The sequence below is a fragment of the Streptomyces sp. NBC_01478 genome, from assembly GCF_036227225.1.
Taxonomy (GTDB): domain Bacteria; phylum Actinomycetota; class Actinomycetes; order Streptomycetales; family Streptomycetaceae; genus Streptomyces.
Window position 1 is genome coordinate 9,589,952 of the sequence record NZ_CP109444.1, and the last position, 22,985, is coordinate 9,612,936.

19 protein-coding genes and 1 tRNA gene are annotated in these 22,985 nt (G+C 71.7%); 14 read left to right on the forward strand and 6 right to left on the reverse strand.

The annotated features are described in order from the left end of the window. Positions 1-109 precede the first annotated feature (109 nt). The gene (locus tag OG223_RS42900; protein ID WP_329261211.1) at positions 110-1,678 is read left to right on the forward strand and encodes an aldehyde dehydrogenase family protein; all 1,569 of its coding nucleotides are present in this window, start codon (positions 110-112) and stop codon (positions 1,676-1,678) included. Here OG223_RS42900 and OG223_RS42905 read toward each other — a convergent pair. Then, positions 1,668-2,624, reverse strand: coding sequence for an LLM class flavin-dependent oxidoreductase (locus OG223_RS42905; protein WP_329261214.1), 957 nt, complete (start codon positions 2,622-2,624; stop codon positions 1,668-1,670). The two genes, OG223_RS42900 and OG223_RS42905, sit on opposite strands and share 11 nt — an antisense overlap. 72 nt (positions 2,625-2,696) lie before the next feature. Here OG223_RS42905 and OG223_RS42910 point away from each other — a divergent pair, with 72 nt between their 5' ends. Both OG223_RS42910 and OG223_RS42915 read left to right on the forward strand, forming a co-directional pair. After that, positions 2,697-3,140 carry a MarR family winged helix-turn-helix transcriptional regulator gene (locus tag OG223_RS42910; protein WP_329261216.1) on the forward strand — a complete coding sequence of 148 codons (444 nt, stop codon included), beginning with the start codon at positions 2,697-2,699 and terminating at the stop codon, positions 3,138-3,140. Positions 3,141-3,256: 116 nt separating this feature from the next. Further along, positions 3,257-3,344 (forward strand) — tRNA-Leu (locus tag OG223_RS42915). A 218-nt stretch (positions 3,345-3,562) separates the two neighbouring features. Here OG223_RS42915 and OG223_RS42920 read toward each other — a convergent pair. Continuing rightward, positions 3,563-3,868 carry a carbohydrate binding domain-containing protein gene (locus OG223_RS42920; RefSeq protein ID WP_329265777.1) on the reverse strand — a complete coding sequence of 102 codons (306 nt, stop codon included), beginning with the start codon at positions 3,866-3,868 and terminating at the stop codon, positions 3,563-3,565. A gap of 81 nt (positions 3,869-3,949) precedes the next feature. Then, the gene (locus OG223_RS42925; protein ID WP_329261218.1) at positions 3,950-4,234 is read right to left on the reverse strand and encodes a Smr/MutS family protein; all 285 of its coding nucleotides are present in this window, start codon (positions 4,232-4,234) and stop codon (positions 3,950-3,952) included. A 129-nt stretch (positions 4,235-4,363) separates the two neighbouring features. Between OG223_RS42925 and OG223_RS42930 the strand changes: the two genes are divergently transcribed. The 5 genes from OG223_RS42930 to OG223_RS42950 all read left to right on the forward strand — a co-directional run bounded on the left by OG223_RS42930 (position 4,364) and on the right by OG223_RS42950 (position 10,279). Continuing rightward, positions 4,364-5,233 carry an SGNH/GDSL hydrolase family protein gene (locus OG223_RS42930; protein ID WP_329261221.1) on the forward strand — a complete coding sequence of 290 codons (870 nt, stop codon included), beginning with the start codon at positions 4,364-4,366 and terminating at the stop codon, positions 5,231-5,233. A 160-nt stretch (positions 5,234-5,393) separates the two neighbouring features. Continuing rightward, a complete protein-coding gene (locus tag OG223_RS42935; protein ID WP_329261223.1) occupies positions 5,394-7,799 on the forward strand; it encodes a penicillin acylase family protein in 2,406 nt (801 codons plus the stop codon). A gap of 228 nt (positions 7,800-8,027) precedes the next feature. Next, a complete protein-coding gene (locus tag OG223_RS42940) occupies positions 8,028-8,918 on the forward strand; it encodes a glycoside hydrolase family 19 protein (protein ID WP_329261227.1) in 891 nt (296 codons plus the stop codon). 238 nt (positions 8,919-9,156) lie between these two features. Continuing rightward, a complete protein-coding gene (locus OG223_RS42945) occupies positions 9,157-9,861 on the forward strand; it encodes a DUF4232 domain-containing protein (RefSeq protein ID WP_329261230.1) in 705 nt (234 codons plus the stop codon). A 46-nt stretch (positions 9,862-9,907) separates the two neighbouring features. After that, positions 9,908-10,279: a hypothetical protein gene (locus tag OG223_RS42950; protein WP_329261232.1), complete on the forward strand. Its 372-nt coding sequence runs from the start codon at positions 9,908-9,910 to the stop codon at positions 10,277-10,279. Positions 10,280-10,545: 266 nt separating this feature from the next. Here the strand turns inward: OG223_RS42950 and OG223_RS42955 are convergent, their stop codons facing one another. Further along, a complete protein-coding gene (locus tag OG223_RS42955; RefSeq protein WP_329261234.1) occupies positions 10,546-12,867 on the reverse strand; it encodes a helix-turn-helix transcriptional regulator in 2,322 nt (773 codons plus the stop codon). A gap of 142 nt (positions 12,868-13,009) precedes the next feature. After that, on the reverse strand, positions 13,010-14,164 hold the full coding sequence (locus OG223_RS42960; RefSeq protein ID WP_329261238.1) for a Gfo/Idh/MocA family protein: 1,155 nt from the start codon (positions 14,162-14,164) through the stop codon (positions 13,010-13,012). 137 nt (positions 14,165-14,301) lie between these two features. Between OG223_RS42960 and OG223_RS42965 the strand changes: the two genes are divergently transcribed. The 6 genes from OG223_RS42965 to OG223_RS42990 all read left to right on the forward strand — a co-directional run bounded on the left by OG223_RS42965 (position 14,302) and on the right by OG223_RS42990 (position 20,170). Then, positions 14,302-15,306: a LacI family DNA-binding transcriptional regulator gene (locus OG223_RS42965; RefSeq protein ID WP_329261241.1), complete on the forward strand. Its 1,005-nt coding sequence runs from the start codon at positions 14,302-14,304 to the stop codon at positions 15,304-15,306. A gap of 25 nt (positions 15,307-15,331) precedes the next feature. Continuing rightward, positions 15,332-16,354 carry a dipeptidase gene (locus tag OG223_RS42970; RefSeq protein ID WP_329261242.1) on the forward strand — a complete coding sequence of 341 codons (1,023 nt, stop codon included), beginning with the start codon at positions 15,332-15,334 and terminating at the stop codon, positions 16,352-16,354. A gap of 97 nt (positions 16,355-16,451) precedes the next feature. Next, the gene (locus OG223_RS42975) at positions 16,452-17,420 is read left to right on the forward strand and encodes an RNA polymerase sigma factor (RefSeq protein WP_329261244.1); all 969 of its coding nucleotides are present in this window, start codon (positions 16,452-16,454) and stop codon (positions 17,418-17,420) included. A gap of 105 nt (positions 17,421-17,525) precedes the next feature. Next, positions 17,526-18,428, forward strand: coding sequence for an alpha/beta fold hydrolase (locus tag OG223_RS42980; RefSeq protein WP_329261246.1), 903 nt, complete (start codon positions 17,526-17,528; stop codon positions 18,426-18,428). A gap of 101 nt (positions 18,429-18,529) precedes the next feature. Next, positions 18,530-19,219, forward strand: coding sequence for an alpha/beta fold hydrolase (locus OG223_RS42985; RefSeq protein ID WP_329261248.1), 690 nt, complete (start codon positions 18,530-18,532; stop codon positions 19,217-19,219). A gap of 99 nt (positions 19,220-19,318) precedes the next feature. Beyond that, entirely contained in the window at positions 19,319-20,170 is an 852-nt protein-coding gene (locus OG223_RS42990; protein ID WP_329261251.1) for a GNAT family N-acetyltransferase, read from the forward strand. Between the two features lie 10 nt (positions 20,171-20,180). Here OG223_RS42990 and OG223_RS42995 read toward each other — a convergent pair whose 3' ends face one another. Continuing rightward, positions 20,181-22,979, reverse strand: coding sequence for an ATP-binding protein (locus OG223_RS42995; protein WP_329261253.1), 2,799 nt, complete (start codon positions 22,977-22,979; stop codon positions 20,181-20,183). Positions 22,980-22,985: the final 6 nt, after the last annotated feature.

Below are 22,985 nucleotides of genomic sequence, written 5' to 3' on the forward strand. Positions count from 1 at the left end.
TAGGTGAAGTGACGTCACTGTCGCGCTCCTCGGAGCGCAACTAGCTTCATCTGTACGACAGTTCCTGCCTCACCCCGCCCCGACTGTGCACCGAGAGCGGAGCAGAAGCATGGCAACAACCCTCAGCCCCAGCCTCACTGTTCATCCCCCGACCCTCAAAGCGGGCACGTCCTGGAGTGACGCCTGGCGGCGTTGTCTCGCCGTCGCGCCCGAGGCCTTCCAGGACGACCGTGTCCTCAACCTCTGGAACGCGGCCTGGCAGCGGGACGGCCGGGCCCTGCCCGCCACCACCCCCGTCGACGGCAGCCCCATCGCCGGTCCGCCCCGCCTGGACCGGTCCACGGCCCACCAGGCCGTACGTGCCTCCCTCGACCAGCACCGCGCCTGGCGCCACGTCCCGCTCGACGAACGGCGGGCCCGGGTCGCCGCCACACTGGATGCCCTGACCGAACACCGCGAACTCCTCGCGCTGCTGCTGGTCTGGGAGATCGGCAAGCCCTGGCGGCTCGCGCAGGCGGACGTGGACCGGTCCATCGACGGCGTTCGCTGGTACGTCGACGGCATCGAGCCGATGCTCGCCCGCCGCACCCCGCTCGACGGTCCGGTGTCCAACATCGCGAGCTGGAACTACCCGATGAGCGTGCTCGTCCACGCCATGCTCGTCCAAGCGCTGGCGGGCAACGCGGTCATCGCCAAGACCCCGACCGACGGCGGCGTCGCCTGTCTCACCCTTGCCGCCGCGCTGGCCGCGCGCGAGGGGATCCCCGTCACCCTCGTCAGCGGCAGCGGAGGCGAGTTGTCGGAGGCGCTGGTCCGCGCGCCCGAGATCGGCTGCGTCTCCTTCGTCGGCGGCCGCGACACCGGGGCCGCCGTGGCCACGGCCGTAGCCGACCTGGGCAAGCGGCACATACTCGAACAGGAAGGACTCAACACCTGGGGCATCTGGAACCACACGGACTGGGACACGCTCACCGCCGTCATCCCCAAGCTCTTCGACTACGGCAAGCAGCGCTGCACGGCGTATCCGCGCTTCGTCGTCCAGCGCGAGCTGTTCGACGAGTTCCTCGCCGCCTATCTCCCCGCTGTCCGAACTCTCCGCGTCGGCCACCCTCTTGCGGTGCGGCATGCCCAAGACCCGTACCCGGAACTGGACTTCGGGCCGGTGATCAACGCGGCCAAGGCCAAGGAGCTCCACGACCAGGTGGCCGAGGCGATCGACCGCGGTGCCGTACCCCTGCACCGCGGCAAGCTGCCCGAGGCCGACTTCCTTCCTGGGCAGGACACTTCGGCGTACGTCCGTCCCGTCACGCTTCTCAACCCGCCACCGTCGTCCCCGCTGCACCACGCGGAACCGTTCGGCCCGGTCGACACCATCGTCCTGGTCGACACGGAGGCGGAACTGCTGGCCGCGATGAACGCGTCCAACGGCGCGCTGGTCGCCACCCTGTCCACCGACGACCGGGCGACCTACGACCGACTCGCCCCGCAGATCCGCGCGTTCAAGGTCGGCCACGGCACGCCACGCTCCCGCGGCGACCGCGACGAACTGTTCGGCGGGTTCGGCGCGTCCTGGCGCGGTGCCTTCGTCGGCGGCGAACTCCTCGTCCGCGCGGTGACGCACGGGCCGGTGGGGGAGCGGCTGCCCGGCAACTTCCCGGAGTATCAACTCATGCCGTGACCGGTGGCCGGGCGGTGCTCGGGTTCGTCGAGTATCGCCCGGCGATGATCTCGTCGACGAGCCAGCGAGCCACGCCCTGCGGATACGGGCGCGGCAGGCTCAGCACGATGTGGTTCATCCCGGCGTCGACGAGTCGGCCGACCGTCTCCCGGGTCGCCGCCGGATCGTCGTACGACACCAGGACCTGCACCGATCGAGTGATCGTGTCCGGGGCGCGTCCCAGGTCGGCACAGTGCGCGTCGAGGACGCGGGCGCGTTCGGCGACGTAATCGACGGTGTTGTGCGGCGGCCCTGGAACGTTCCAGATGTCGGCGTGCTCGGCGACGAGCCGGAGCAGCCGGGTGCCCCAGCCGCCGATGAGCAGCGGGGGACCGGGCCGCTGCACGGGCTTCGGCTCGCAGCGTGTGCCCCGGAGCCGGTAGTGGCGGCCCTCGAAGTCGAAGACGTCCCGGGTCCACATCCCCTTCAGGATCTCGACGGTCTCCGCGAGCCGTGCGAGGCTCTCAGCCGGCGGGACGAGTGAGAGGCCGTACGCCTCGTACTCCGCGATCGCCGGATTGGCGCCCTCGATGCCTCCGGCCCCCGGCGGCTGATGCGTGCCGCCGACCCCCAGCCCGAGCACGAGGCGCCCGCCGGAGATCACGTCCACCGTGGCCGCCATCTTGCCGAGCAGGGCCGGTGGACGGACGCGGTTGCTGGTGACGAGGAGGCCGAGCCGCAGCCGCTCCGTCTGCGCGGCGAGTGCGCCGAGCAGTGTCCAGCCCTCGTGTATCTGCCCGTCCTTCGGTCCGGCGACCGGCAGCAGGTGGTCCCACAGCCAGGCGTCCGCGATCTCCGGCACGGCGTCCGCTTCCAGCCAGACCCGCCGGATGTCCTCGTACGACACATGCATGGGGGTGGTCTTGATCCCGAAACGCACAGTGGGCATGTCTACGGTGGTCGTCATGACCGTCAGTCTAGTAAATCATCAGATGCGCTGACGATCAGATGAGGGATTTGGTGGGGATACAGTCGACGGATGGTCGACGATCAGCAGCCCGTGCCCCTGGAGTCCCGGCTCGGCTATCTCCTCAAGCACGCTCAGGCCGGACTGGCCAGGGCATCGGCCGAGGCGTTGGCGCCGCACGGCGTGGACGGTCACGAGCTGGCCGTCCTGGTCGTGCTCGCGGCGGGCGAGCCGTTGTCGCAGGTCGAGGCGGCCGGGCGGCTCGGGGTCGACCGCACCACGATGGTGTCGCTGATCGACGGCCTGGAGGATCACGGGCTGGCGGAGCGGCGCCGCAGTCCGCAGGACCGCCGGAAGAACATCGTCGAGCTAACGGCGGCGGGCCGGGACTGCCTGCGCCGGGGCGAGAAGGCCCGCCGTGCGGCGGAGCGCCGTTTCCTCGCCCCGCTGGACGAGGAAGCGGCGGCGTCACTCGTACGGGCGCTGCGGACGCTGGTGCTCGCCGAGCGGGAGTGAGCGCCGGAATCCGGTGCTCCGCGGGGGTGGATATGCAGGTGAAAGGCGCTCCGAAAGCTTGGTATTGTTGTCCATGTCGCCGCGGGGAACACCCTCGGCCAGGCGGCAGACACCTAGTCCGGGTGGCGGAATGGCAGACGCGCTAGCTTGAGGTGCTAGTGCCCTTTATCGGGCGTGGGGGTTCAAGTCCCCCCTCGGACACCAGCAGCAGTAGCGGTAACCGGCAGTTACTAGTTGAGACCCCACTTTGTGTGGGGTTTCTTGCGTTCCAGGGCTGTGCTGTGACCGACTGCACCGGATCTTTCCGTGCTGCATCCCCGGTGACCTTCCGCCATCCGCCTCCGCCTCCGCCATCCAGCTCCGGCATCCGGCCGGGCGAGCGCGGCCGTGCTGCCGGTTTTCGGTGCGCGCGTTCCGGGACCTCAGCCGAGGGTGAAATCGTCGGCGACGACGTTGGACTGGCCGTACCAGCCGTGGACGTAGACGGTGACCGCTCCGCTGCCGCCGGTGACTCCGATGTAGGCGTACGGTCCCTGCACCCAAGCGGTCAGCGTGTAGGCGGTGTTGGGCGACAGGGTGACGCTCTGGTCGCATTCACCGGTGCTGCTTGCGCTCGGAGTGATCTGGAGGCTGTGGCTGCCGCTGTGCACCGGGGTGGAGATCACCGTACTGCCGCCCGTGCGGGTCCAGGGGCTCGAACTGCCGGTCTCGAAGCCCGCGTTGGTCAGCGCGCCCCCGCCGCCTCCGCCGCCGCCACTGGTGGTGACCGTGAGGGTGTCGGCGTTCTGGCACCGGTCCGTACGGCGACGTCAGCGGAGGTGGACCAGGATCCGGCCCGCGTTGGCCGGATCCTGTTCCACCCGGGCGTAGAGCTTCCTGATGTGCTTCTGCGCCAGCACGGCCAGCACCCGCTTCCTAAGTTGGCCCGTCCCCTTCCCCGGGATGATCTGGACGATGTCGACCCCGGTGGCGGCGGCCTTGAAGAGGGTCTGCCGCAGGGCGGTGTCGATGTCGCGATCGCTGCGGAAGAAGGGGTGCAGATCCAGGGTGATCAGGGCCATCGCCTCCGAGATGTTCTCCAACTTTGGTTGCACGCGGCAGTCGTCCCGTAGCGCGAGGACGGCGCCCCGCCCCGACCCTAGGCTCGATCACATCGAGAAAGCGACAGCTCTCTCGCGGCACCGGCCGGCGCCCGTCCAGTTCCCCGAGAACGAAGAGGCATTGTGTCCCCTTTCGGATTGATCCTGGCCGCCTCGGCCGTCGTCCTCACCCTGACCGCACCGGCCGCGGCGGCCACCCCCGGCGACGACGGGCCCGCCTATGTGGCACTCGGCGACTCCTACGCCTCCGGGGCCGGACTGGCCGGGGTGAAGGACAAGGAGTGCGACCGTACGACCGGCGGCTACCCCAGCCTGATCTCCCGGTTCGCCGCCACGGTGGGGCTGCGCCACACGTTCGACGACGTCACCTGCAGCGGCGCCACCACGAACGACTTCTGGAACTCCCGGGGCACCAGGGCTCCCCAGGCCGACGCGCTCACGGCCCGCACCAGACTCGTCACCCTGACCCTGGGCGGCAACGACGTCGGCTTCAGCAGTGTGCTGGCCACCTGCGCCCGCGTCGCCGCCTCGGACCGGGACGGCAGCCCCTGCGAGCAGCACTTCACGGCGGACGGCAAGGACGTACTGGCCGAGCGCGTCACCGCCATGGAGGGGCGCGTCCACGACGTGCTCGCCGAGATCGAGCGACGCAGTCCCGCCGCCGAGGTGATCGTCGTCGGGTACCCCGCGCTCTTCCCCGACAACGGCGTCGGCTGCGCCGAAGTGCCGTTCGCCAAGGGCGACTTCGCCTATCTGCGGGACGCCACCAGGAAGGCCAACGCGGCGCTGCGCCGCCAGGCGAGGGCCGCCGGCGTCCACGCGTCCTACGCGGACACCTATACGCCCACGGTGGGCCACGACATGTGCCGGCCCCGCGAGGAACGCTGGGTCGAGTCGCTGACCCCGGCCCCGGACACCGCCGCCGCGCACCCCAACCCGTCCGGTCAGTTCGCCATGGCCGTGGCAACCCTGCGGCAGATCTACCGGCCGTAGCCCGCCGACAGCACCCCAAGGCCTACATCTCCAGGGGGACAGGCCGCCCGGATATCCGCCGGAGGCCCGATGACGCTCCCGCCGTCCTGCCTGCAAGGTGGCGGCCATGGGTGAACCCAGAGAACTGACGAAGCGTCACAGACGTTCCTTATCAAGCAGGTTGGCGGCTGTCGCGGCCGTCCTGTGTCTCACCTCGGCCACCGTCGCCCTGCTCCCCGCGTCCTCGTCCGCCTTGACGGGAGCGGGCGGCGAGACGGTGGCCGAGGGTGGACACACGGTCCGGATCAGCCGGACCGAGTACGGCGTGCCGCACATCCTGGCCCAGGACTTCGACGGGCTCGGATACGGGTACGGGTACGCGTTCGCGCAGGACAACCTGTGCGAACTCGCCGACCACGTGGTGACCTTGAGGGGGGAGCGGTCCAGGTTCTTCGGGGCCGACGGAGAGCCCGGCGAGGGCGAGGTCCAAGGCTCCAACCTCGCGAGCGACACGTACTACGGCGGGCAGGCGCGCGCGGGCACCGTTCGCCAACTGCTCGCCCAGAAGGCGCCGTTGGGGCCGACGGCGGAGCTGCGCCGGATGGTCGAGGGATACGCCGCCGGGTACAACCGCTATCTCCGGGACACCGGCGTCGACCACCTGCCGGACCCGACCTGCAACGGCAAGCCCTGGGTGCGGCCGATCACCGCGCTCGACCTGTGGAGCGTGGTCTACGACGTCGCCCGGGTGACCGCGACGGTCCCGCTGGTCCCGGACATCGGCGACGCGCAGCCCCCGACGGCGGCCACCGACTCCGGCAGCACATCCGGCACCACGACCGGCACTACGACTGGGACGGCGACCGGCACCACGACTCGCACCGCATCCGGCGTGCCGTCCGCGAAGGCCGTCGCCCCGGGCTTCGGCAGCAACGGCTGGGCCCTCGGCCGGGACGCCACCCGCACCGGCAACGCGATGGTCCTCGCCAACCCGCATCTGCCCTGGGCCGTCGGCTACTTCCGTTTCTACCAGGTGCAGTTGACGATCCCCGGCACCCTGGACGTGTCCGGCGCCGGCCTCTACGGCACCCCGCTGGTCGAGATCGGCCACAACAGCACCCTCGCCTGGACGCACACCGCGACCGACGCCGAGCACGCCTCCGTCTACGCGCTCAAGCTCGCGCCCGGCGACCCGACCAGTTACGTCCTCGACGGCAGGACCGTACCGATGGAGCGCCGTACGGTCCCGGTCACCGTCCGGGACGCGAACGGCACCCTCTCGACCGTCCAACGGACCCTGTACTCCTCGCACTTCGGCCCCGTCCTCTCCTCCGGCTGGACCACGACGACCGCCTACGCGATCCGGGACGCCAACGCCGGCAACCTGCGCTCCATGAACACCTGGCTGGCCATGGGCAAGGCGCACAACCTCGGCCAACTCCGCGCCGCCCAGGACACGTTCCAGGGCATCCCCTGGACGTACACCCTCGCGGCCGACACCAGCGGCGGCACGTACTTCACCGACTCCTCGGCCGTCCCGCACCTCACCGACGCCCAACTCGCCCACTGCACCGTCCCGAACGACGAGGGGCCCACCGCCCTGGACGGTTCGACGTCGACCTGCGCCTGGGGGAGTGACCCCGACGCGCTCGTGCCCGGCGTCTACGGCCCTTCGCACCAGCCGAAGTTGAGCCGTACCGACTACGTCGCCAACTCCAACAACGGCCCCCAGTACGTCAATCCGGAGGCGCCGATCACCGGCCTCCCGGGCGTGTACGACACCGATCCCCACCTCGACGGGCGGGCCCAGCTCGGGCTGGACATGATCGTCCAACGCCGGGACGGCACCGACGGGTTGGGCGCCCCGGGCTTCACCGAGGCGACCCTGCGCGCGTCGATGCTCGGGAACCGCGTCCGGTCGGCCGAGACGGGCCGCGACGACATCGTCGCCCTGTGCCGCGCCCACCCGGGCCTCACGGCCACGGACGGCACACAGGTCGACGTGACGCGGGCCTGCGCGACCCTCGCCCAATGGGACACCCGCGCCGACACCACCAGCCGGGGCATCGTGCTCTGGAGCACGTTCTACGACCGTCTCCTCGACGGCGGCCCGCCCGACACCTGGCGCCGCGTCCCCTACGACCCGGCCCAACCCCTCACCACACCAAGGGGATTCAACGGCGAGGACCCGCGCGTCCAGCGCGCCCTGGCCGACGCCGTCCAGGACTTCGCGGCCCGTGGCCTCCCGGTCGACGTCGAACTCGGCGCCGTGCAGAAGTGGGCCGGCATCCCGCTGCCCGGCTGCGATTCCGGCTGCTTCGACGTCGTGGAGGCGGGCCCCGACTCCGGTACCGGCACCCCGACCGCCGGCGCCTTCGGCAGCAGCTTCCTGATGACCGTCGAACTGACCCCGCACGGCCCCCGCGCCCACACCCTCCTCACCTACGGCGAGTCCGCGAACCCGGCCTCGCCCCACTTCTCGGACCAGACCCGCCTCTTCTCGCGCAAGCAGTGGGTCACCGAACGATTCACACAGGCGGAGATCGCGGCCGCCCCGCGGCTGGAGGTGACGACTCTGCGCAGGTGACGCGGGCCCACGCGGTACGGGCCGGTCGCAACTGGGCTCCCCGGGCGCGGGGTTGACTGGTCTATACCCTTGACTGGTACAGACCAATGCGGTTCAGTGAGGGACGTCATCCCCCACCACGGCCGCCCCCCACGCCGTGACCGGTCCGACCGGCCCGTGCGCACAAAGGCTCCGCTCCGCCCTGCCCTTGGCGGGGTACGGCCGTGCTCCACAGAGGAGTTGAACCCTGTGTCGAGACGCCGCATCGCCGCAGTACTGACCGCACTCGTCCTCGGTAGCCTTATGCCCGTGGTCCTCCCCGCCGCCGGCGCGTCCGCCGCCTCCTGCTCCAGCTATCCCAACTGGGTGGCCGGCCAGTCGTACGTCACCGGCCAGATCGTCCGGTACACCGACGGCAAGGCGTACATCGCCGAGCACGACAACCCGGGCTACGACCCGGTCATCAGCACCTGGTTCTGGGAGCCGTACGCCTGTGACGGCGGCTCGACCACGCCCGTCGGCACCTTCGTCGTCAGCGAGGCGCAGTTCAACCAGATGTTCCCGAGCCGGAACTCCTTCTACTCCTACAGCGGTCTCACCGCCGCCCTCAGCGCCTACCCCGGCTTCGCGACCACCGGCAGCGACACCACGAAGAAGCAGGAGGCCGCCGCCTTCCTCGCCAACGTCAGCCACGAGACAGGGGGGTTGGTGTACATCGTCGAGCAGAACACCGCCAACTACCCGACGTACTGCGACTGGAGCCAGTCGTACGGCTGCCCGGCCGGTCAGGCCGCCTACTACGGGCGCGGCCCGATACAGCTCAGTTGGAACTTCAACTACAAGGCCGCCGGTGACGCGTTGGGCATCGATCTGCTCAACAACCCCTGGCTGGTGCAGAACGACTCGGCCGTGGCGTGGAAGACCGCGCTCTGGTACTGGAACACCCAGACCGGCCCCGGCTCCATGACCCCGCACAACGCGATGGTCAACGGCGCCGGCTTCGGCCAGACCATCCGCAGCATCAACGGCTCGATCGAGTGCGACGGCAAGAACCCCGCACAGGTGCAGAGCCGCGTGGACGCCTACCAGCGGTTCACCTCGATCCTCGGGACCACCCCGGGGGCCAACCTCTACTGCTGAGCGCGCGGTACGGGCACCGGCTGGACCGCTCCAACGGCCGGTGCCCGTCCCACCCCCGCGTTCCAGGGACAGTACGTCCCCGCAGATCAGCCCCTGTGTGAGCGTTCCAGCTTCCCGTTTCCCCCGACTGTCCTGGCGGCTGGGACGGATCGCCGCACAAGCTGCGGTTGTTCGCAGCGAGACCCACCACGAACCAGGTGGCTCGCCTTCCGGAACCGCACCCAGGGGGAACCTGATCATGTCCGACACCATCGTGCGCCGCCGTACGGCACTCCTCACCGCGACCTTCGCCGCGGCCGCCTCACTGGCACTGACGGCCTGCGGAACCAGCACGGACACGGGGGCCAGGAGCACCCCGACCGTCGCCGCCGACGGCGGCATCTCCTCGACCGTGACGCCCAAGGCGGACGCCGGGGACACCAAGGCCGCGGCCTCCGGTACGGACGCGGTCGTGACCTCGAAGTCGGGCAGCGGCAGCACCACCGCCAAGGGGTCCAGCGGGTCCAAGGGGTCGACCTCGACCATCGTCACCTGCACCGGCGCCAACACCATGGTCACCGCGCAGACCATGACGCGTCCGCTGAACCACCTGCTGCTGACTGTCAAGAACACCGGCTCCCAGACCTGCTACCTGTACGGCTACCCGGCCCTGAACTTCCAGGACGCCCAGGCCGTGCCCCCGGTCGACGAGGACACGCAGCCGCAGGCGGTCACCACGCTCCGCCCCGGACAGTCGGGCTATGCGGGCGTCCGCCTCTCCGCCGCCGACGGCAGCGGCACCGGCGGCTACACCGCGAAGACGCTCTCGGTGATCTTCCAGAACCGCGCGCTCGACTTCGTGGGCTCGGGCGTCAAGGTCGCGCTGCCCGGCAAGGGCGTGTACATCGACAGCTCCCTGACCACCACCTACTGGCTGACCGACCCCCAAGACGCCCTCGACTAGGCAGTCCGTGCCGCGACGTTCCCTGCCGCACAGAGAGGACGCAGGTGTGTCCAGTACATCGAACAACGTGAACCGGCGGCCCGATCCCGAGGCACCCGCGCACGAGCACTTCGAGGTGGTGTGGCACACCTCGTCCGACGGCGCGTTCAAGAGAGCGGGCGTGCTGGTCTGGGAGATCATCGGCATCGCGGTGGGCCTGCACTCGGCGGACGAAGTACAGCCGAGCGGAATCGAGATCCGCGCGTACCAGGGCCCGCTCGTCGTCAGGTTCTCCTACGGCGACGACCGCGAACTCGCCCGCCGGCACAGCACGTCGGTGGAACGCCGGCTCTGGAACTGCACGGTGGGGGAGTTCCTCGCCTTTCTCCGCGAGACGACCGCCGCCCCGCCGGACTCACCTCTCTTGGTCCGCGCATAGCCGGGCCCTCGAGGAGGGCTGCCCCCACCGACAGGGGCAGCCCTGCGCGAATACCGCCAGGGGAGGTGCGGTGCCGGATGCCTTGCCATGACAGCCGTGGGGTTGACCAACACTGCCGGCCCCGACACTTCCCGTTCCCCTGGCGGTAGGACCAGCTTGGGGCGGCGGTCGGGTGCGTGGGGCGCGAACTCCTGGAGATCGGTGGCGATATGGGTGCACGTAGGCGTCGGCGCGGGTCGCGGAGAGGGTACGTAGGTACCGGGTACCTACGCCGATTTGGTGACCTCGGGCTGTGCCGCGGCCAGGATCTCGGTACGGGAGGTGATGCCCAACTTGGCGAGGATGTGCTCGACATGGGCGTCCACGGTCCGCTTGGAGATAACGAGCCGTTCCGCGATCTCCCGGTTGGACAGGCCCTGCGTGACGAGCGCGGCGACCTCGCGCTCCCGGCGGGTGAGGGGGTCGGCGGGGCGGTTGTCGGACGTGGCGGGGCGGGCCGTGGGGATGCCGGGCGGCTCGTCCGCGTCCGCCCGTACGGCGTCCAGGAGTTCACGGCCCGACATCCGGGCCCCCGCCTCCCGCCACCGCTCGTACGGTTCGTCGCCCAACGCCGCCCGCACCGCCCGCTGTTGGGACTCCTGCTCCTCCAGCAGCCGGGGCAGCATGCCGACCGGGTCGCCGCCCAGCCGGCGCGCGTGCTCCGCGTAACCCAGCAGCCAGCAGGCCCTGACGTACCGCTTCTGCCCGGCCGCGTGCCAGGCCAGCCCCAGGGACGCGAGCGCCGCGACCAGCACCTCGCCGATCTCGCTCGCCGCCTCAAGCCCCCGGCGCAACGCCGTCGCGCTCTCCTCGGGCCGCCCGACGAGCCACAGGATGACGCCCTGCACGGTCAGCGTGGAGCCGTACAACTGGCGCTCGCCCCGGCCCTCCAGATACGCCAGCCCGGTCTCGCACCACTCCAGCGCCCGGTCCGTGAAGCCCAACGCCGCGTACAGCAGGGCCCCTTCGTAGTGGACGACGCCGATGCCCAGAGCGTCGTCCGCCGCGATCATCCGCCCGCGGACCGCTTCGAGAGCCGCCGACCCCTCCTCCACGGCCCCGCCGAGCACCGCGAGGGCACCCAAGTAGCCCTCGCTGAACAGCTCCACGCGGCTCTCGCCGACCCGCCGCGCCACCTCCCGCGCCTGCGGGAACCGGTCCAGCGCCGTCTCCAGATCGGCCGTCCAGATCCCGAACACCCCGGTCATGAACAGCCCCCAGGCCCGCTCCGCGGAATCCTGCGGGACCAGGCCGAGCCCCTTGTCGATCCAGTACCGGCCCTCGGACAGCGTCCCCGCCGCCCGCCAGTACGCCCCGAGCCGCGTCGCCAGCCACAGCGCGTCGCTCGCCCGTCCCTCGGCGGCGCAGCCGTACTCCAGGGCGGCCCGTACGTCGGCGATCTCCGCGCGTACGGCGTGGTGCAGTTGGACCTGCCCCCGGCCCATCAGACCGTTCCAGAAGCGGCCGACGAGTTCGTCGTAGTGGGCGAAGTGCCGTTGCCGTACGGCCTCTTCGTCCTCGGCGCCGGCCAGCCGCGCGGTGCCGTACTCGCGGATGGTGTCCAGCAGCCGGTAGCGGCCGCCGTCCTCGCCGATGCGCTGGACGACCGACTTGTCCACGAGCCCGATGAGCGCCTCGACGACCTGCCCGCCGTCGAGTTGGACCGCTCCACCAGGATGGCCGCCCGCGCACACCCGCTCGGCCGCCGACAGTCCGAAGGAACCGGCGAACACCGACAGCCGTGCCCACAGAAGTTGTTCCTGGGGTGTGCACAGGTCGTAGGACCAGTCGATGGCCGCGCGCAGGGTCTGGTGGCGGGTGAGTGCCGTGCGGCGGCCGCCGGTGAGGACCTCGCAGTGGCGGTCCAGACGGGCGACGAGTTCCGCGAGCGGTACGGCCCGCAGGCGTACGGCCGCGAGTTCGAGCGCGAGCGGGATGCCGTCCAGGCGGTCGACGAGGGCGAGGGTGCTCTCCCGGTCGGCGCCGTCGAGCCCGGGCCCGCCGGTGACGGCGGCGGCGCGCTGCACGAACAGGTCGACGGCGTCGGCGCGGGCCAGCGGGGCGATCGGCAGACAGCGCTCACCGGGCACGTCGAGCGGCTGCCTGCTGGTGGCGAGCACGCTCAGCCCGGGAGCCTCGCGCAGCAGGATGTCGCAGAGCATCGCGCACGCGTCGACCAGATGCTCACAGGTGTCGAGGACGATCAACATCCGCCGGCCGCGCAGGTGTTCCACGATCGCGTCCAACGGCGTCATGCCGGACTGCTCGGGCAGTTCGAGGACGCCCGCGAGCGTGGGTGGCACCAACTCCGGGTCGTGCAGGGCCGACAGCTCCACCAGCCGCACCCCGTCGGCGAACCGGTCGGCGACCGCGCGGGCCGCCCGCAGTGCCGTACGGCTCTTGCCGACCCCGCCCGGACCGACCAGCGTGACCAGCCTGGACCGCGCCAACTCGGCTTGCAGTATCCCGAGTTCCTCGGTACGTCCGACGAAACTGGTCAACTCCACGGGGAGTTGACCGCCCCGCCGCTGTCCGAAGCCGTATCCCATGCCGCCCCCATACCCGTCCGCCAACCGGTCACCACAGCGTAGGCGAGTGACTCCCGAGCGTGAACGGTAGTCGAGTCCGGCGGGTGGGCGCGAGATCGCGCGGGCGCCCGGCGGCGCGCCGATCAGGCGACGCGCGCGCCGTTCACGCCGGGCTCGCCCAGGTGCCGGTCTCGACGGAGCGCACCATGGCGTCCAGAACCGCCGCGCTGCGCACGGCGTCCTGGAGCGTGGCGCCGTAGGGCTCGCCCTCGGCGACGGAGCGCAGAAAGCGGTACGCCTCGATGACCTTGAGGTCGTCGTAGCCCATCGCGTTCGCCGCGCCTGGTTGGAACGCGCCGAACTCCCCGTCGCCCGGGCCGACATACACCGTGGTGACGGGCTGGTCCTGGTAGGTCGTGCCGCGGCTGACCGCCAGCTCGTTCATCCGGCGGAAGTCCCAGAACACCGCGCCCTTGGTGCCGTGCACCTCGAAGCCGTAGTTGTTCTGCTCGCCGACCGAGACCCGGCAGGCCTCCAGGACACCACGGGCGCCGGAGGCGAACCGCAGCAGGCAGTTGACGTAGTCCTCGTTCTCGACCGGCCCCAACTCGCCCCCGGTGGCCAGCGCGTGGCCCGCGGTGGCGCCGGTGGGGCGGGCCCGCTGCGGCAGGAAGATCGCGGTGTCGGCGGCCAGGGACGTGATGTCGCCGAGCAGGTACCGGGCGAGGTCCGCGCCGTGCGAGGCCAGGTCGCCCAGGACTCCGTGGCCGCCCCGCTCCAATTCGTAGCGCCAGGTCAGGGCGCCGTCCGGGTGGGCCGCGTAGTCGCTGAACAGGCGGACGCGGATATGGGTGACCGCGCCCAGCTCGCCGGAGGCGATCAGGTCGCGGGCGGCCTCCACGGCGGGTGCGTTGCGGTAGTTGAAGCCGACGGCGCCCTGGACGCCGGCCTTGGCGACCGCGTCGGACACGGCGGACGCGTCCGCCGTCGACAGGCCCACCGGCTTCTCGATCCAGATGTGCTTGCCGGCCTCGGCCATCGCGACACCGATCTCGCGGTGCAGGAAGTTAGGCGCGGTGATGCTCACCGCCTGCACCCGCGGGTCGTCGGCCACCTCGCGCCAGTCGCGGGTCGTGGAGGCGAAGCCGAACTGCTCGGCGGCCTGCTCGGCCCGCCCGGGCACCTCCTCGGCGACCGTCACGAGCCGCGGCCGCAGGGTGAGCTGCGGAAAGTGGTGCGGGACACGGGCGTACGCCTGGGTGTGCACCCGCCCCATCCATCCGAAGCCCACGACGGCTACACCGAGCGAGGTCACCATGACTGCCCTTCTTTGGACCGGTCCATAAACTATCCCCGCCACAGTGGAACCCGTTCGTCCTGATGTCAATACGTGGACGTCAACACCGAGTGTCCGCGCCTTTGACAGGGGGCGCGACCGCATGGAACGGTCCAGCCATGAGCGCTCCGACCATCCGTGACGTCGCCGAGCGGGCCGGTGTGTCGAAATCCCTGGTCTCCCTGGTGCTGCGCGGCTCCGAGCAGGTCCGACCGGAGAAACGGCAGGCCGTGCTGGCCGCCGTGGCGGAACTCGGCTACCGCCCGAACGCCGCCGCCCGCAGCCTCAGCGAGCGCCGTACCCGGTCGGTCGGCGTGCTGCTGAACGACCTGCGCAACCCCTGGTTCGTGGAACTCCTCGACGGCCTGGGCTCCCGCCTGCACGAGAACGGCCTGCACATGATGCTGGCCGACGGCCGCCTCAACCGCCACCTCGGCGAGGACCTCACCCGCATCTTCACGGAACTCCGCGTCGACGGCCTGATCGTGGTGGGCACCCTCCCCGGTTCCGACGAGCTCCTCGCCGCCGCGACCCACATCCCCACGGTGGTCGCGGGCGCCGTCGAACCGGTCCTGCCCCACGTCGACGTCGTGGCCGGCGACGACTCGTTCGGCGCCGCCCTGGCCACCGAACACCTCATCGACCTGGGTCACCGCCGTATCGCCCACATCGCCGGCCAGGGCGTCGCCGGCGCACTCCGCTGCACATCCTTCGAAGAGGTCATGCAGGCCCACGGCCTGACCGACCTCGCGACGGTCGAACAGGGCGACCACACGGAGGAGGGCGGCTACCGCGCGATGGTCCGCCTGCTCACCGCTCCGCAACGCCCCACGGCCGTCTTCGCCTTCAACGACATCGCGTGCGTCGGCGCGCTCTCGGCGGCCGAGGAATTGGGCCTCCAGGTGCCTCGGGACCTGTCCCTCGTCGGCTACGACAACACGTACCTCGCGCGCCTACGACACCTCTGGCTCACCACCGTCGACAACGGCAGCCACGACATCGGGCGCCGCGCCGCGCAGCTTCTCATCCACCGGATGAGGGATCCGGGGCGGATGGAGGAGACGGTGTTGTCGGAGCCGAGGCTCGAGGTGCGAGGGAGTACGGGCCCGCCCTCGACGCCGTAGTCCCGGCGCGGGCATGATCCATACGGTGTCGAACGAAACCGTGGAAACGCGCCGCTCGCCCCTGCTCTGGGAACAGCACTGCTGCCTGGCGCTGGAGAAACACGCCGACGTCGGCGAACTCGCCCGCTACCGCAGGCCGGGCGGCAGTTTCGTCTCGGTGAACGTGGGCTACGCGCCCCACGGCGCCGGCGACGTCACCGGTCTCCTCGTGAGCTGGCGGGAGCGGATCGCCGCGGACGAGCGATTGCGGCCGGCCGCGAGCGTCGACGACATCGACGCCGCCGCGCGGGCGGGGCAGGTGGCCGTCGCCTTCGACCTGGAGGACTCCGGGCCCCTGGAAGGGGAGTTGGACCGGGTACGCCACTTCTACGACCTCGGCGTCCGCACGATGCTGCCGAGCTACAACACCCGCAACGCGGCCGGCGGCGGCTGCCTCGACGCGGTCGACGAGGGGCTCACCGCCTACGGCCGGGCGCTGGTACGGGAGTTGAACGCCGTCGGCATGGTCGCGGACGGCTCGCACTGCGGTGCCCGTACCGGCCTCGACCTGTGCGAGGTGTCCCAACTCCCCGTCGTCTACAGCCACTCCTGCATGCGCGCGGTGTGGGACCACCCCCGCAACATCACCGACGAGCAGGCCAGGGAGTGCGCCGCCACGGGCGGGGTCGTCGGCATCACCGGGGTCGGCATCTTCCTCGGCCCCAACGACGCCTCCGTCGACGCTCTCGTACGGCACATCGACCACGCCGTCGACCTCGTCGGACCGGAGCACGTCGGCGTGTCCACCGACTACCCGTTCGACGAAGGGGACTTCAACGCGATGCTCGCACAGAGCCCGGAGCTGTACCCCGACTGCTACACGCGCTGGGGCCCGATCGACTTCATGCCCCCGGAGGGCCTGTTGACGGTCGAGGGCGCGCTGCTGGCCCGGGGATATCCCGACGACGCCGTAGCGGCGATCCTGGGCGGCAACTTCCGGCGGGTGGCCGAGGCGGTGTGGCAACAGGGCGCGCCCGCAGCGGTCGTAGGGACCGGTCCAAGTCGTTGAACAGTCGCCGAGGCCCCGCCGCGCCCGCGCGATGTGACGTCACGCCACGCGCCCATTACGGTCGTACGGACGACTCGGACGCCGGAAGAGGGACAGCATGAGCAGCCGGAACGTCGGTGAGATCGCGCGTGTCGAGGACGTGGCGCTCACCCTGGCCGCGCAGGCCGGGGACGTCGCCTCCCTCGGGCTGCTGCTGGAGCGGCACCGGGCCGGGATGCGGGCGGTCGCGGTGAGTGTGCTGGGGCCGGGGCCCGACGTCGACGACGTGGTCCAGGACGCGGCGCTCACCGCGCTCCGGCGCGTGGGGGACGTACGGGATCCGGAGGCCGTGGGGGCGTGGTTGCGGATGATCGTGCGCAACCACGCCCGTTCGCTGCTGCGGGCGTCCGTCGACTTGCGGCCGCTCGACGATCCGCACGTGCCCGCCACGGAGTCCGGTCCGGAGCGGTGGCTGGAGCGGCACGCCCTGCGGGACTGGATCTGGGCGGCCGTCGAGGAACTGTCGCCCGCGTTGCGGCTGCCGCTCGTGCTGCGGCATTTCAGCGTCGGTGTCACGTCGTACGAGCGGATCGCCGAGGCGTGCGGGGTGCCCGTTGGAACGGTCCGCAGCCGGCTCAGCCAGGGGCGGGCCAAGCTCGCGCAGGCCCTCGCCGCCACGGCCGACGCCCCGCACGGCGACGTCGGACGGCGCACCCGCGCCAGCCGCGTCGAGGCGCGCGAGACGCTTCGGGCCGCCGAGAGCGGACACTTCGGCAAACTGCTCACCGAACGCTGGTCGCCCGAGGCCGTGCTGGTCCGCGGCAACCAACCGGTGGGCGGCCAGGGCCTGTTGGTGCGCGGGATGGAGCGCGACCTGGAGGCCGGCGTACGGCAGCACCTCGCGCACGCCGTGGCCGGACGCTCGCTCGTCGTCTGGGAGATGGACATCACCAACCCCGCCGACGACCCCGACCACTGCCCGCCCGCCGTGGCCTGGCTCATGAGTCTGGACGGCGCCGGGCGCGTGCACCGGCTGCGGCTCGTCCATCCCCGGCCGGTACCCGTCCCCGACCTCCTGACCGTGTGACCCGCCTCCTTGCCATGTGACCGGCGTCACGCGATCCGTTTCGAACTTCGCGCTTTCTCCCGCGTCCTGTCCGTGTCATCGCCGTATGCCGAACAGGGAGATCCCATGACCAGCAACACCTCCACCGACCCGCTCGCCACCGGGACCCACACCGTCGAGATCGACGGGATCACGCAGAGCTACCACGTCCACGGCACCGGACCCGTGTGCATCGCGCACTCCGGCGGACCGGGCATCTTCTGGGAGTACCTGCGCATGCCCGCCCTGGAGGAGCACCTCACGGTCGTCTACCCGGAGCCCGTCGGCACCGGCGCCTCCGGCCGTCTCCCGGCCCACCCGCACGGCTACACCCGGGCCCGCTACAGCCGCTTCCTCACGGCGCTGATCGAGCACCTCGGCGCCCCCGAGGTACACCTCCTCGGACACTCGCACGGCGGTTTCGTCGCCCAGTACCACGCCCTCCACCACCCCGAGCGCCTCGCCGGCGTGATCCTCTACGAGAGCGCCCCGGTGACCGGCCCCGAGCACGGCGCCGAGGCGATGCGCCTGGTGCAGGAGTTCGCCGCCCGGCACGCCGACAACCCGGACCTCCCCGAGGTCGTCGAGGCGTTCCAGAACATCCCCACCATCTCCGACGACGCACAGATGACCGCCGTGGCCCGGGGGATCTTCCCCGCGTACTTCGCCGACTTCTGGGGCCGGGAGGCGGAGTTCGGCCCCGCACGGGCCGCGGTGGTCGCCACCCACATCTCCGGCCTCGACGAGGACCTCACCCCCGACGTGATCGACGACCGCGCCGACCTCGGCTCCCTCACCGTGCCGACCCTCGTCCTCGTCGGCCGCCACGACGTCGTCTGCGGAGTGCGCTGGGCCGAGGAACTGCACGGGCTCGTCCCGGGGTCCGAGCTGGTGATCCTGGAGGACAGCGGGCACTTCGGGCACCTGGAGGAACCGGAGGCCTTCGCGAAGGCCGTGACCGCGTTCGTCGAGGCCCACCCCGGCGCCTAGGCCGTACCGGCAACTAGGTCATTTGGTCGAAGCCCGGCCGGACGGTCCGCTCTAGCGTGGAGTCGTCCGGAGGGTTTCCGACACAACCAAGGAGCAACGGCATGAGTGCCGTCAAGAACATCGTTCTCGTACACGGCGGATTCGTCGACGGTTCCGGCTGGCAGTCCGTGCACCGCCTGCTCACCCAGGACGGCTTCAACGTGAGCGTCGTGCAGAACCCGACCCTGTCCCTCGAAGGCGACGTCGCCGCCACCCACCGCGCCCTCGACGCGCTGGACGGCCCGGCGGTCCTCGTCGGCCACTCCTACGGCGGCGCCGTGATCACCGAGGCCGGACGCCACGACAATGTCGCCGCGCTCGCCTACATCGCGGCCTTCGCCCCGGACAAGGACGAGTCGGTCGGCACCCTGGTCGCCGACCCGGCGCCCGGCGCGCCCGTGCCGCCCATCCTGCCGCCCGTCGACGGCTTCCTCTTCCTGGACCGGGACAAGTTCCACGCGTCCTTCGCGGGCGACCTGCCGGCCGAGGACGCCGCGTTCCTGGCCGACGCGCAGGTCCCGTGGGGCCTGGACGCGCTCGGCGGGACGATCACCGAGCCGGCCTGGCGGACCAAGCCGAGCTGGTACCTCGTCGCGACCGACGACCACATGATCCCGCCGCCGGCCCAGCATCAGATGGCCGAGCGGGCCGGCGCCACCGTGACCGAGGCCGCCGGCAGCCACGCCGTCTACGTCTCCCAGCCCGCCGCCGTGGCGGACCTGATCAAGCAGGCCGCGGCCCACCAGGCCTGACCACCGACCGCATGACGTCAACTCCCCGCTTCAGCCCGCCTGTTCACAGGCGGGCTGTCCGCGTCGCCACTTGAGCACCCGAGAGGGAAACAGAAACCCATGACGACCGCCGTCCAACCGTCCGTCGCCGAACAGTCCGAGGCGGAGGCCCTCTACCGCTTCCAGACGGAGACCCCCGAGACCGTCCGCACCGCGCTGGGCATGACCGCCACCCGGATCGGCGGCGGCGTGGTGCTGTCCATGCGCGAGGACCCCACCCGCTTCTGGAGCAAGGCCCTCGGCTTCGGTGTCACCGAGCCCGTGACAGCCCAACTCGTGGAAGAGGTCTGCGACTTCTACCGGGCGGCGCGCACCCCGCAGGCCGTCTTCCAGATCGCGCCCGCGTTCCTGCCGAAGGACTGGCCGGAGATCTGCGCACGGGAGGGCATCGTCCAGGACTCGTCCTGGGTGAAACTCGTCGGCGCGCCCGAGGAGGCCGTCGCCCGCGCCGATGCCGTGGACAGGAAGCCCGACGGCATCACCGTCACCCCGCTGGAGGCCCAACACGCCCTGGAATGGGGCACGGTGATGATGCGGGCCTTCGGAATGCCGGTCGAGCACTACGCCGAGATGGGCGCCGCGACCGTGACCCGGCCGGGCTGGCATCCCTACGGCGCCTGGCTGGACGGGGAGTTGGTCGGCACCGGCACCATGCTCGTCCGCGGCGACACCGCGCAGATGTTCGCCGGCGCCGTACTGCCCCACGCGCGGGCCCGCGGCGGACAGACCGCGCTGCTCGCCGCCCGGGCGCGCAGGGCACGGGAGTTGGGGTGCCGCCTCCTCGTCGCCGAGACCGGTGCCGAGCAGCCCGGCACCCACAACAGCTCCCTGCACAACATGCTCCGCCTCGGCTTCGAGGTGGCCTACGAACGCCCCAACTGGAGCTGGCACCTCGCACCCGAGGAGAGCTGAGCGGGCGGCCTCACGGCAGCGGGCCGGTCAGCGCGTCGCGCAGGCCGCCCCGCGAGGTGACGTTCAACTTCCGGAAGACACTGCGGAGATGGGCCGCCACCGTGCGCGGGGACAGGAAGAGCCGCGCGGCGATCTGCTTGTTCGTCAGCCCGGTGGCGGCCAGTTGGGCCGCCGCCCGCTCCTGCGGGGTCAGCAGCGCGGGCCGGTCCCGGCCGTCGGACGCGCGGGGCCCGACGGGTTTGACGGGGATGCCGCTCGCCCGCAGTTCGTCGGCCGCCCGCGCACTCCACGGGGCGGCGCCGAGGCGCTCGAACGTGCCGAGCGCCGCCTCCAGGTGCACCCGCGCCGCGCCGCCCGCCTTCGCGCGGCGCAGTCGCTCGCCGTAGGCCAGGCAGATCCGCGCCCAGTCGAACGGCCAGCGCTCGGCACCCGGCGTGGCGATCGCCGCCTCGAACAGGTCGTGGTCGATCGTGTCCGGGCTCGCCATCGCCTCGGCGGCGTCCGTCAGCATGGCCAGCCGGGGCGAGAGCGACGGGATGTCGGTCCGGCGGACCGCCGCCACGTGCACGGCCACCTCCTCGTGGTGGTCGGTGTGGACCGCGGCCTCGGTGAAGTCCAGCAGGAGCCACAGCGCGTGGGGCATGAACCGGGGCACCTCGCCGGGCGTCACGAGCGCCCGCAGCAGACGGTGGGCGGTGTCGAAGTCTCCGCCGCCGAGCGCCGACAGGGCCCGGATGTGCCCGGCGTAGACCCGCAGCGCGCCCAGCCCGCGCGGGTTGCCCCAGGACACGAGCCGGTCGGCGATCCCGCGCGCGGTGGTGTCGTCACCGCGCGCGGCGGCCACAAGTCCCCGCTGGAAGTGGCCCGTCGAGGCCGTCAGCCGGTAGTCGTACGTCTCGCACCAGCGGAGCCCCTCCTCGGTGATCTCCAGCAGCTCGTCCCACTGGCCGCTCGCGCAGGCGTCGTTGCCCAGCAGGAACTGCGCCTGGATCGCCAGGGCCACGGCCCCGCCGTCGCGGCCGTCGTCGACGACCCGGCGCAGTGCGCTGCGGCAGCCCGGGAGCCGGTCGACGTAGGACGCGGAGAGCGCGACGCCGAAGACCCGTACGGGATCGGCCTGTTGGTGCAGGCCCAGGACGAGGCGGTCGAGCCGGTCGAGCCAGGGCAGCGCGCCGTACGCCGGATCGCCGAAGGTGCCCAGGATCAACGGCAGCAGGCGGCGCGAGGCGGGCGGACGGCGTCGCTTCACGACGTCCTCGAAGGAGTGCCACAGTTCCGGCCGGCCGCCGTAGAAGCACACCATGAGCAGGGTGTTCAGGGCCTCGCGGAAGATGTCCTCGACCGTCTCGCCGTCCTCGGGCCACCCATGGGTGTCGATGGCGCCGATGAGCAGCCGGTGCGCGGTGTCCACATCGCCCTCGCCGTTGAGGAGTTGACTGGCCGCGGCGGTCGCGGCGGCGAGGGAGTCGACGCCGGACGGGTCGGCGTGGCCGGCGTTGTCCAGCAGCGCGCGGACGTTGCGCAGATCGCCGGTGATGTTGGCGCCGAGACAGGCAGCCTCCGCCAGCCGACGGGCCTTGGCCGTGCCCGTGCCGCTCAACTCCGAGGCGCGCAGCAGGGTGGTGATGGCGCCCACGGCGTCCCCGCGGCGCAGGGTGCTGTAGGCCACCTCGTGCAGCAGGGCGGCCACGTGGTCGTCGAGGCCGACGGCCGCGTCGGCGAGGTGCCGGGCCCGGTGCTCGGAGCCCTCGGGGAGCTCCGCGGCGAGCGCCCGGTGCGCCGACCGGCGTTCCTCGCTGGTCGACAGGTCCAGCACCGCGGAACGGGTCAGCGGATGCCGGAACTCCAGCCTGCCGGTGACCCCGTCGACCTGGACGAGCCCGGCCCGCTCGGCGGGGGACAGCCCGGCGAGACCGTCCGGTGCGCCCAAGGCCCGCTGGAGCATGTGCAGTTCACCCGAACCTTCCAGCACGGCGAGCAGGAGCAGCGTGCGGGTCGCGGCCGGGAGCGCCGCGACCCGGGTGGAGAAGATGCCCTTGAGGCGCTCCGTCAACGGCAGTACGGCGGGCAGGGCGCCCCGCTCGGTCTGCTGCAGGTCGTTGAGCGGGACCGGGAGTTCGAGCAGGGCGAGGGGGTTGCCCCGGGCCTCCGCGACCAGCCGCCGGCGCACCCTGGCCGCCATCGCCGGGAACCGGTCCGCCACCAGCTCGTTCGCCGAGACGTCGTCCAGGGGCCGGACCTCGTACTCGGGTATCCCGATGTTGCTCAGGAAGGACTCGTCACCGGTCCGGGACGCGCCCAGCAGGGCGATCGGGCCGGTGTGCGGGGAGCGGGCGAGGGTGCCCAGGACCGTCGCGCTGGGCCGGTCCACCCAGGCCACGTCGTCGACGAGCAGCGCGATTGGACCGGTCCCGGCGGCGGTCCGCGTCAGCAGGGCCTGCACGGCGTTCGCGATACCGAGCAGCTCGGCCGGCTGCTCCTCGGAATGTCCGCGGACCGCCTGGAGGGTCGCCGCCTGCCGCGCGGGCAGCGCGGGGATCTCCTCGGCCAGGGGGTGCAGCAGTTGGTTCAACGCCGAGAAGCCGACGCCTCGTTGGAACGGGCAGCCGGAGATCCGCAGCACCCGGAAGCCCGCCTCGGACGTGCGCAGTGCCGCGGCGTCCAGCAGCGCGGTCTTGCCCACCCCGGCCTCACCGGTCAGCATCAGCCCGGCTCCCCGTGCCCGGGCGGTGCCGAAGTGCCCGTCGAGGACGGCCAGTTCGGCCGATCGTCCGATGAGAGCCGGCGGGGTGAGGGATGCCGATGCCATGACGCC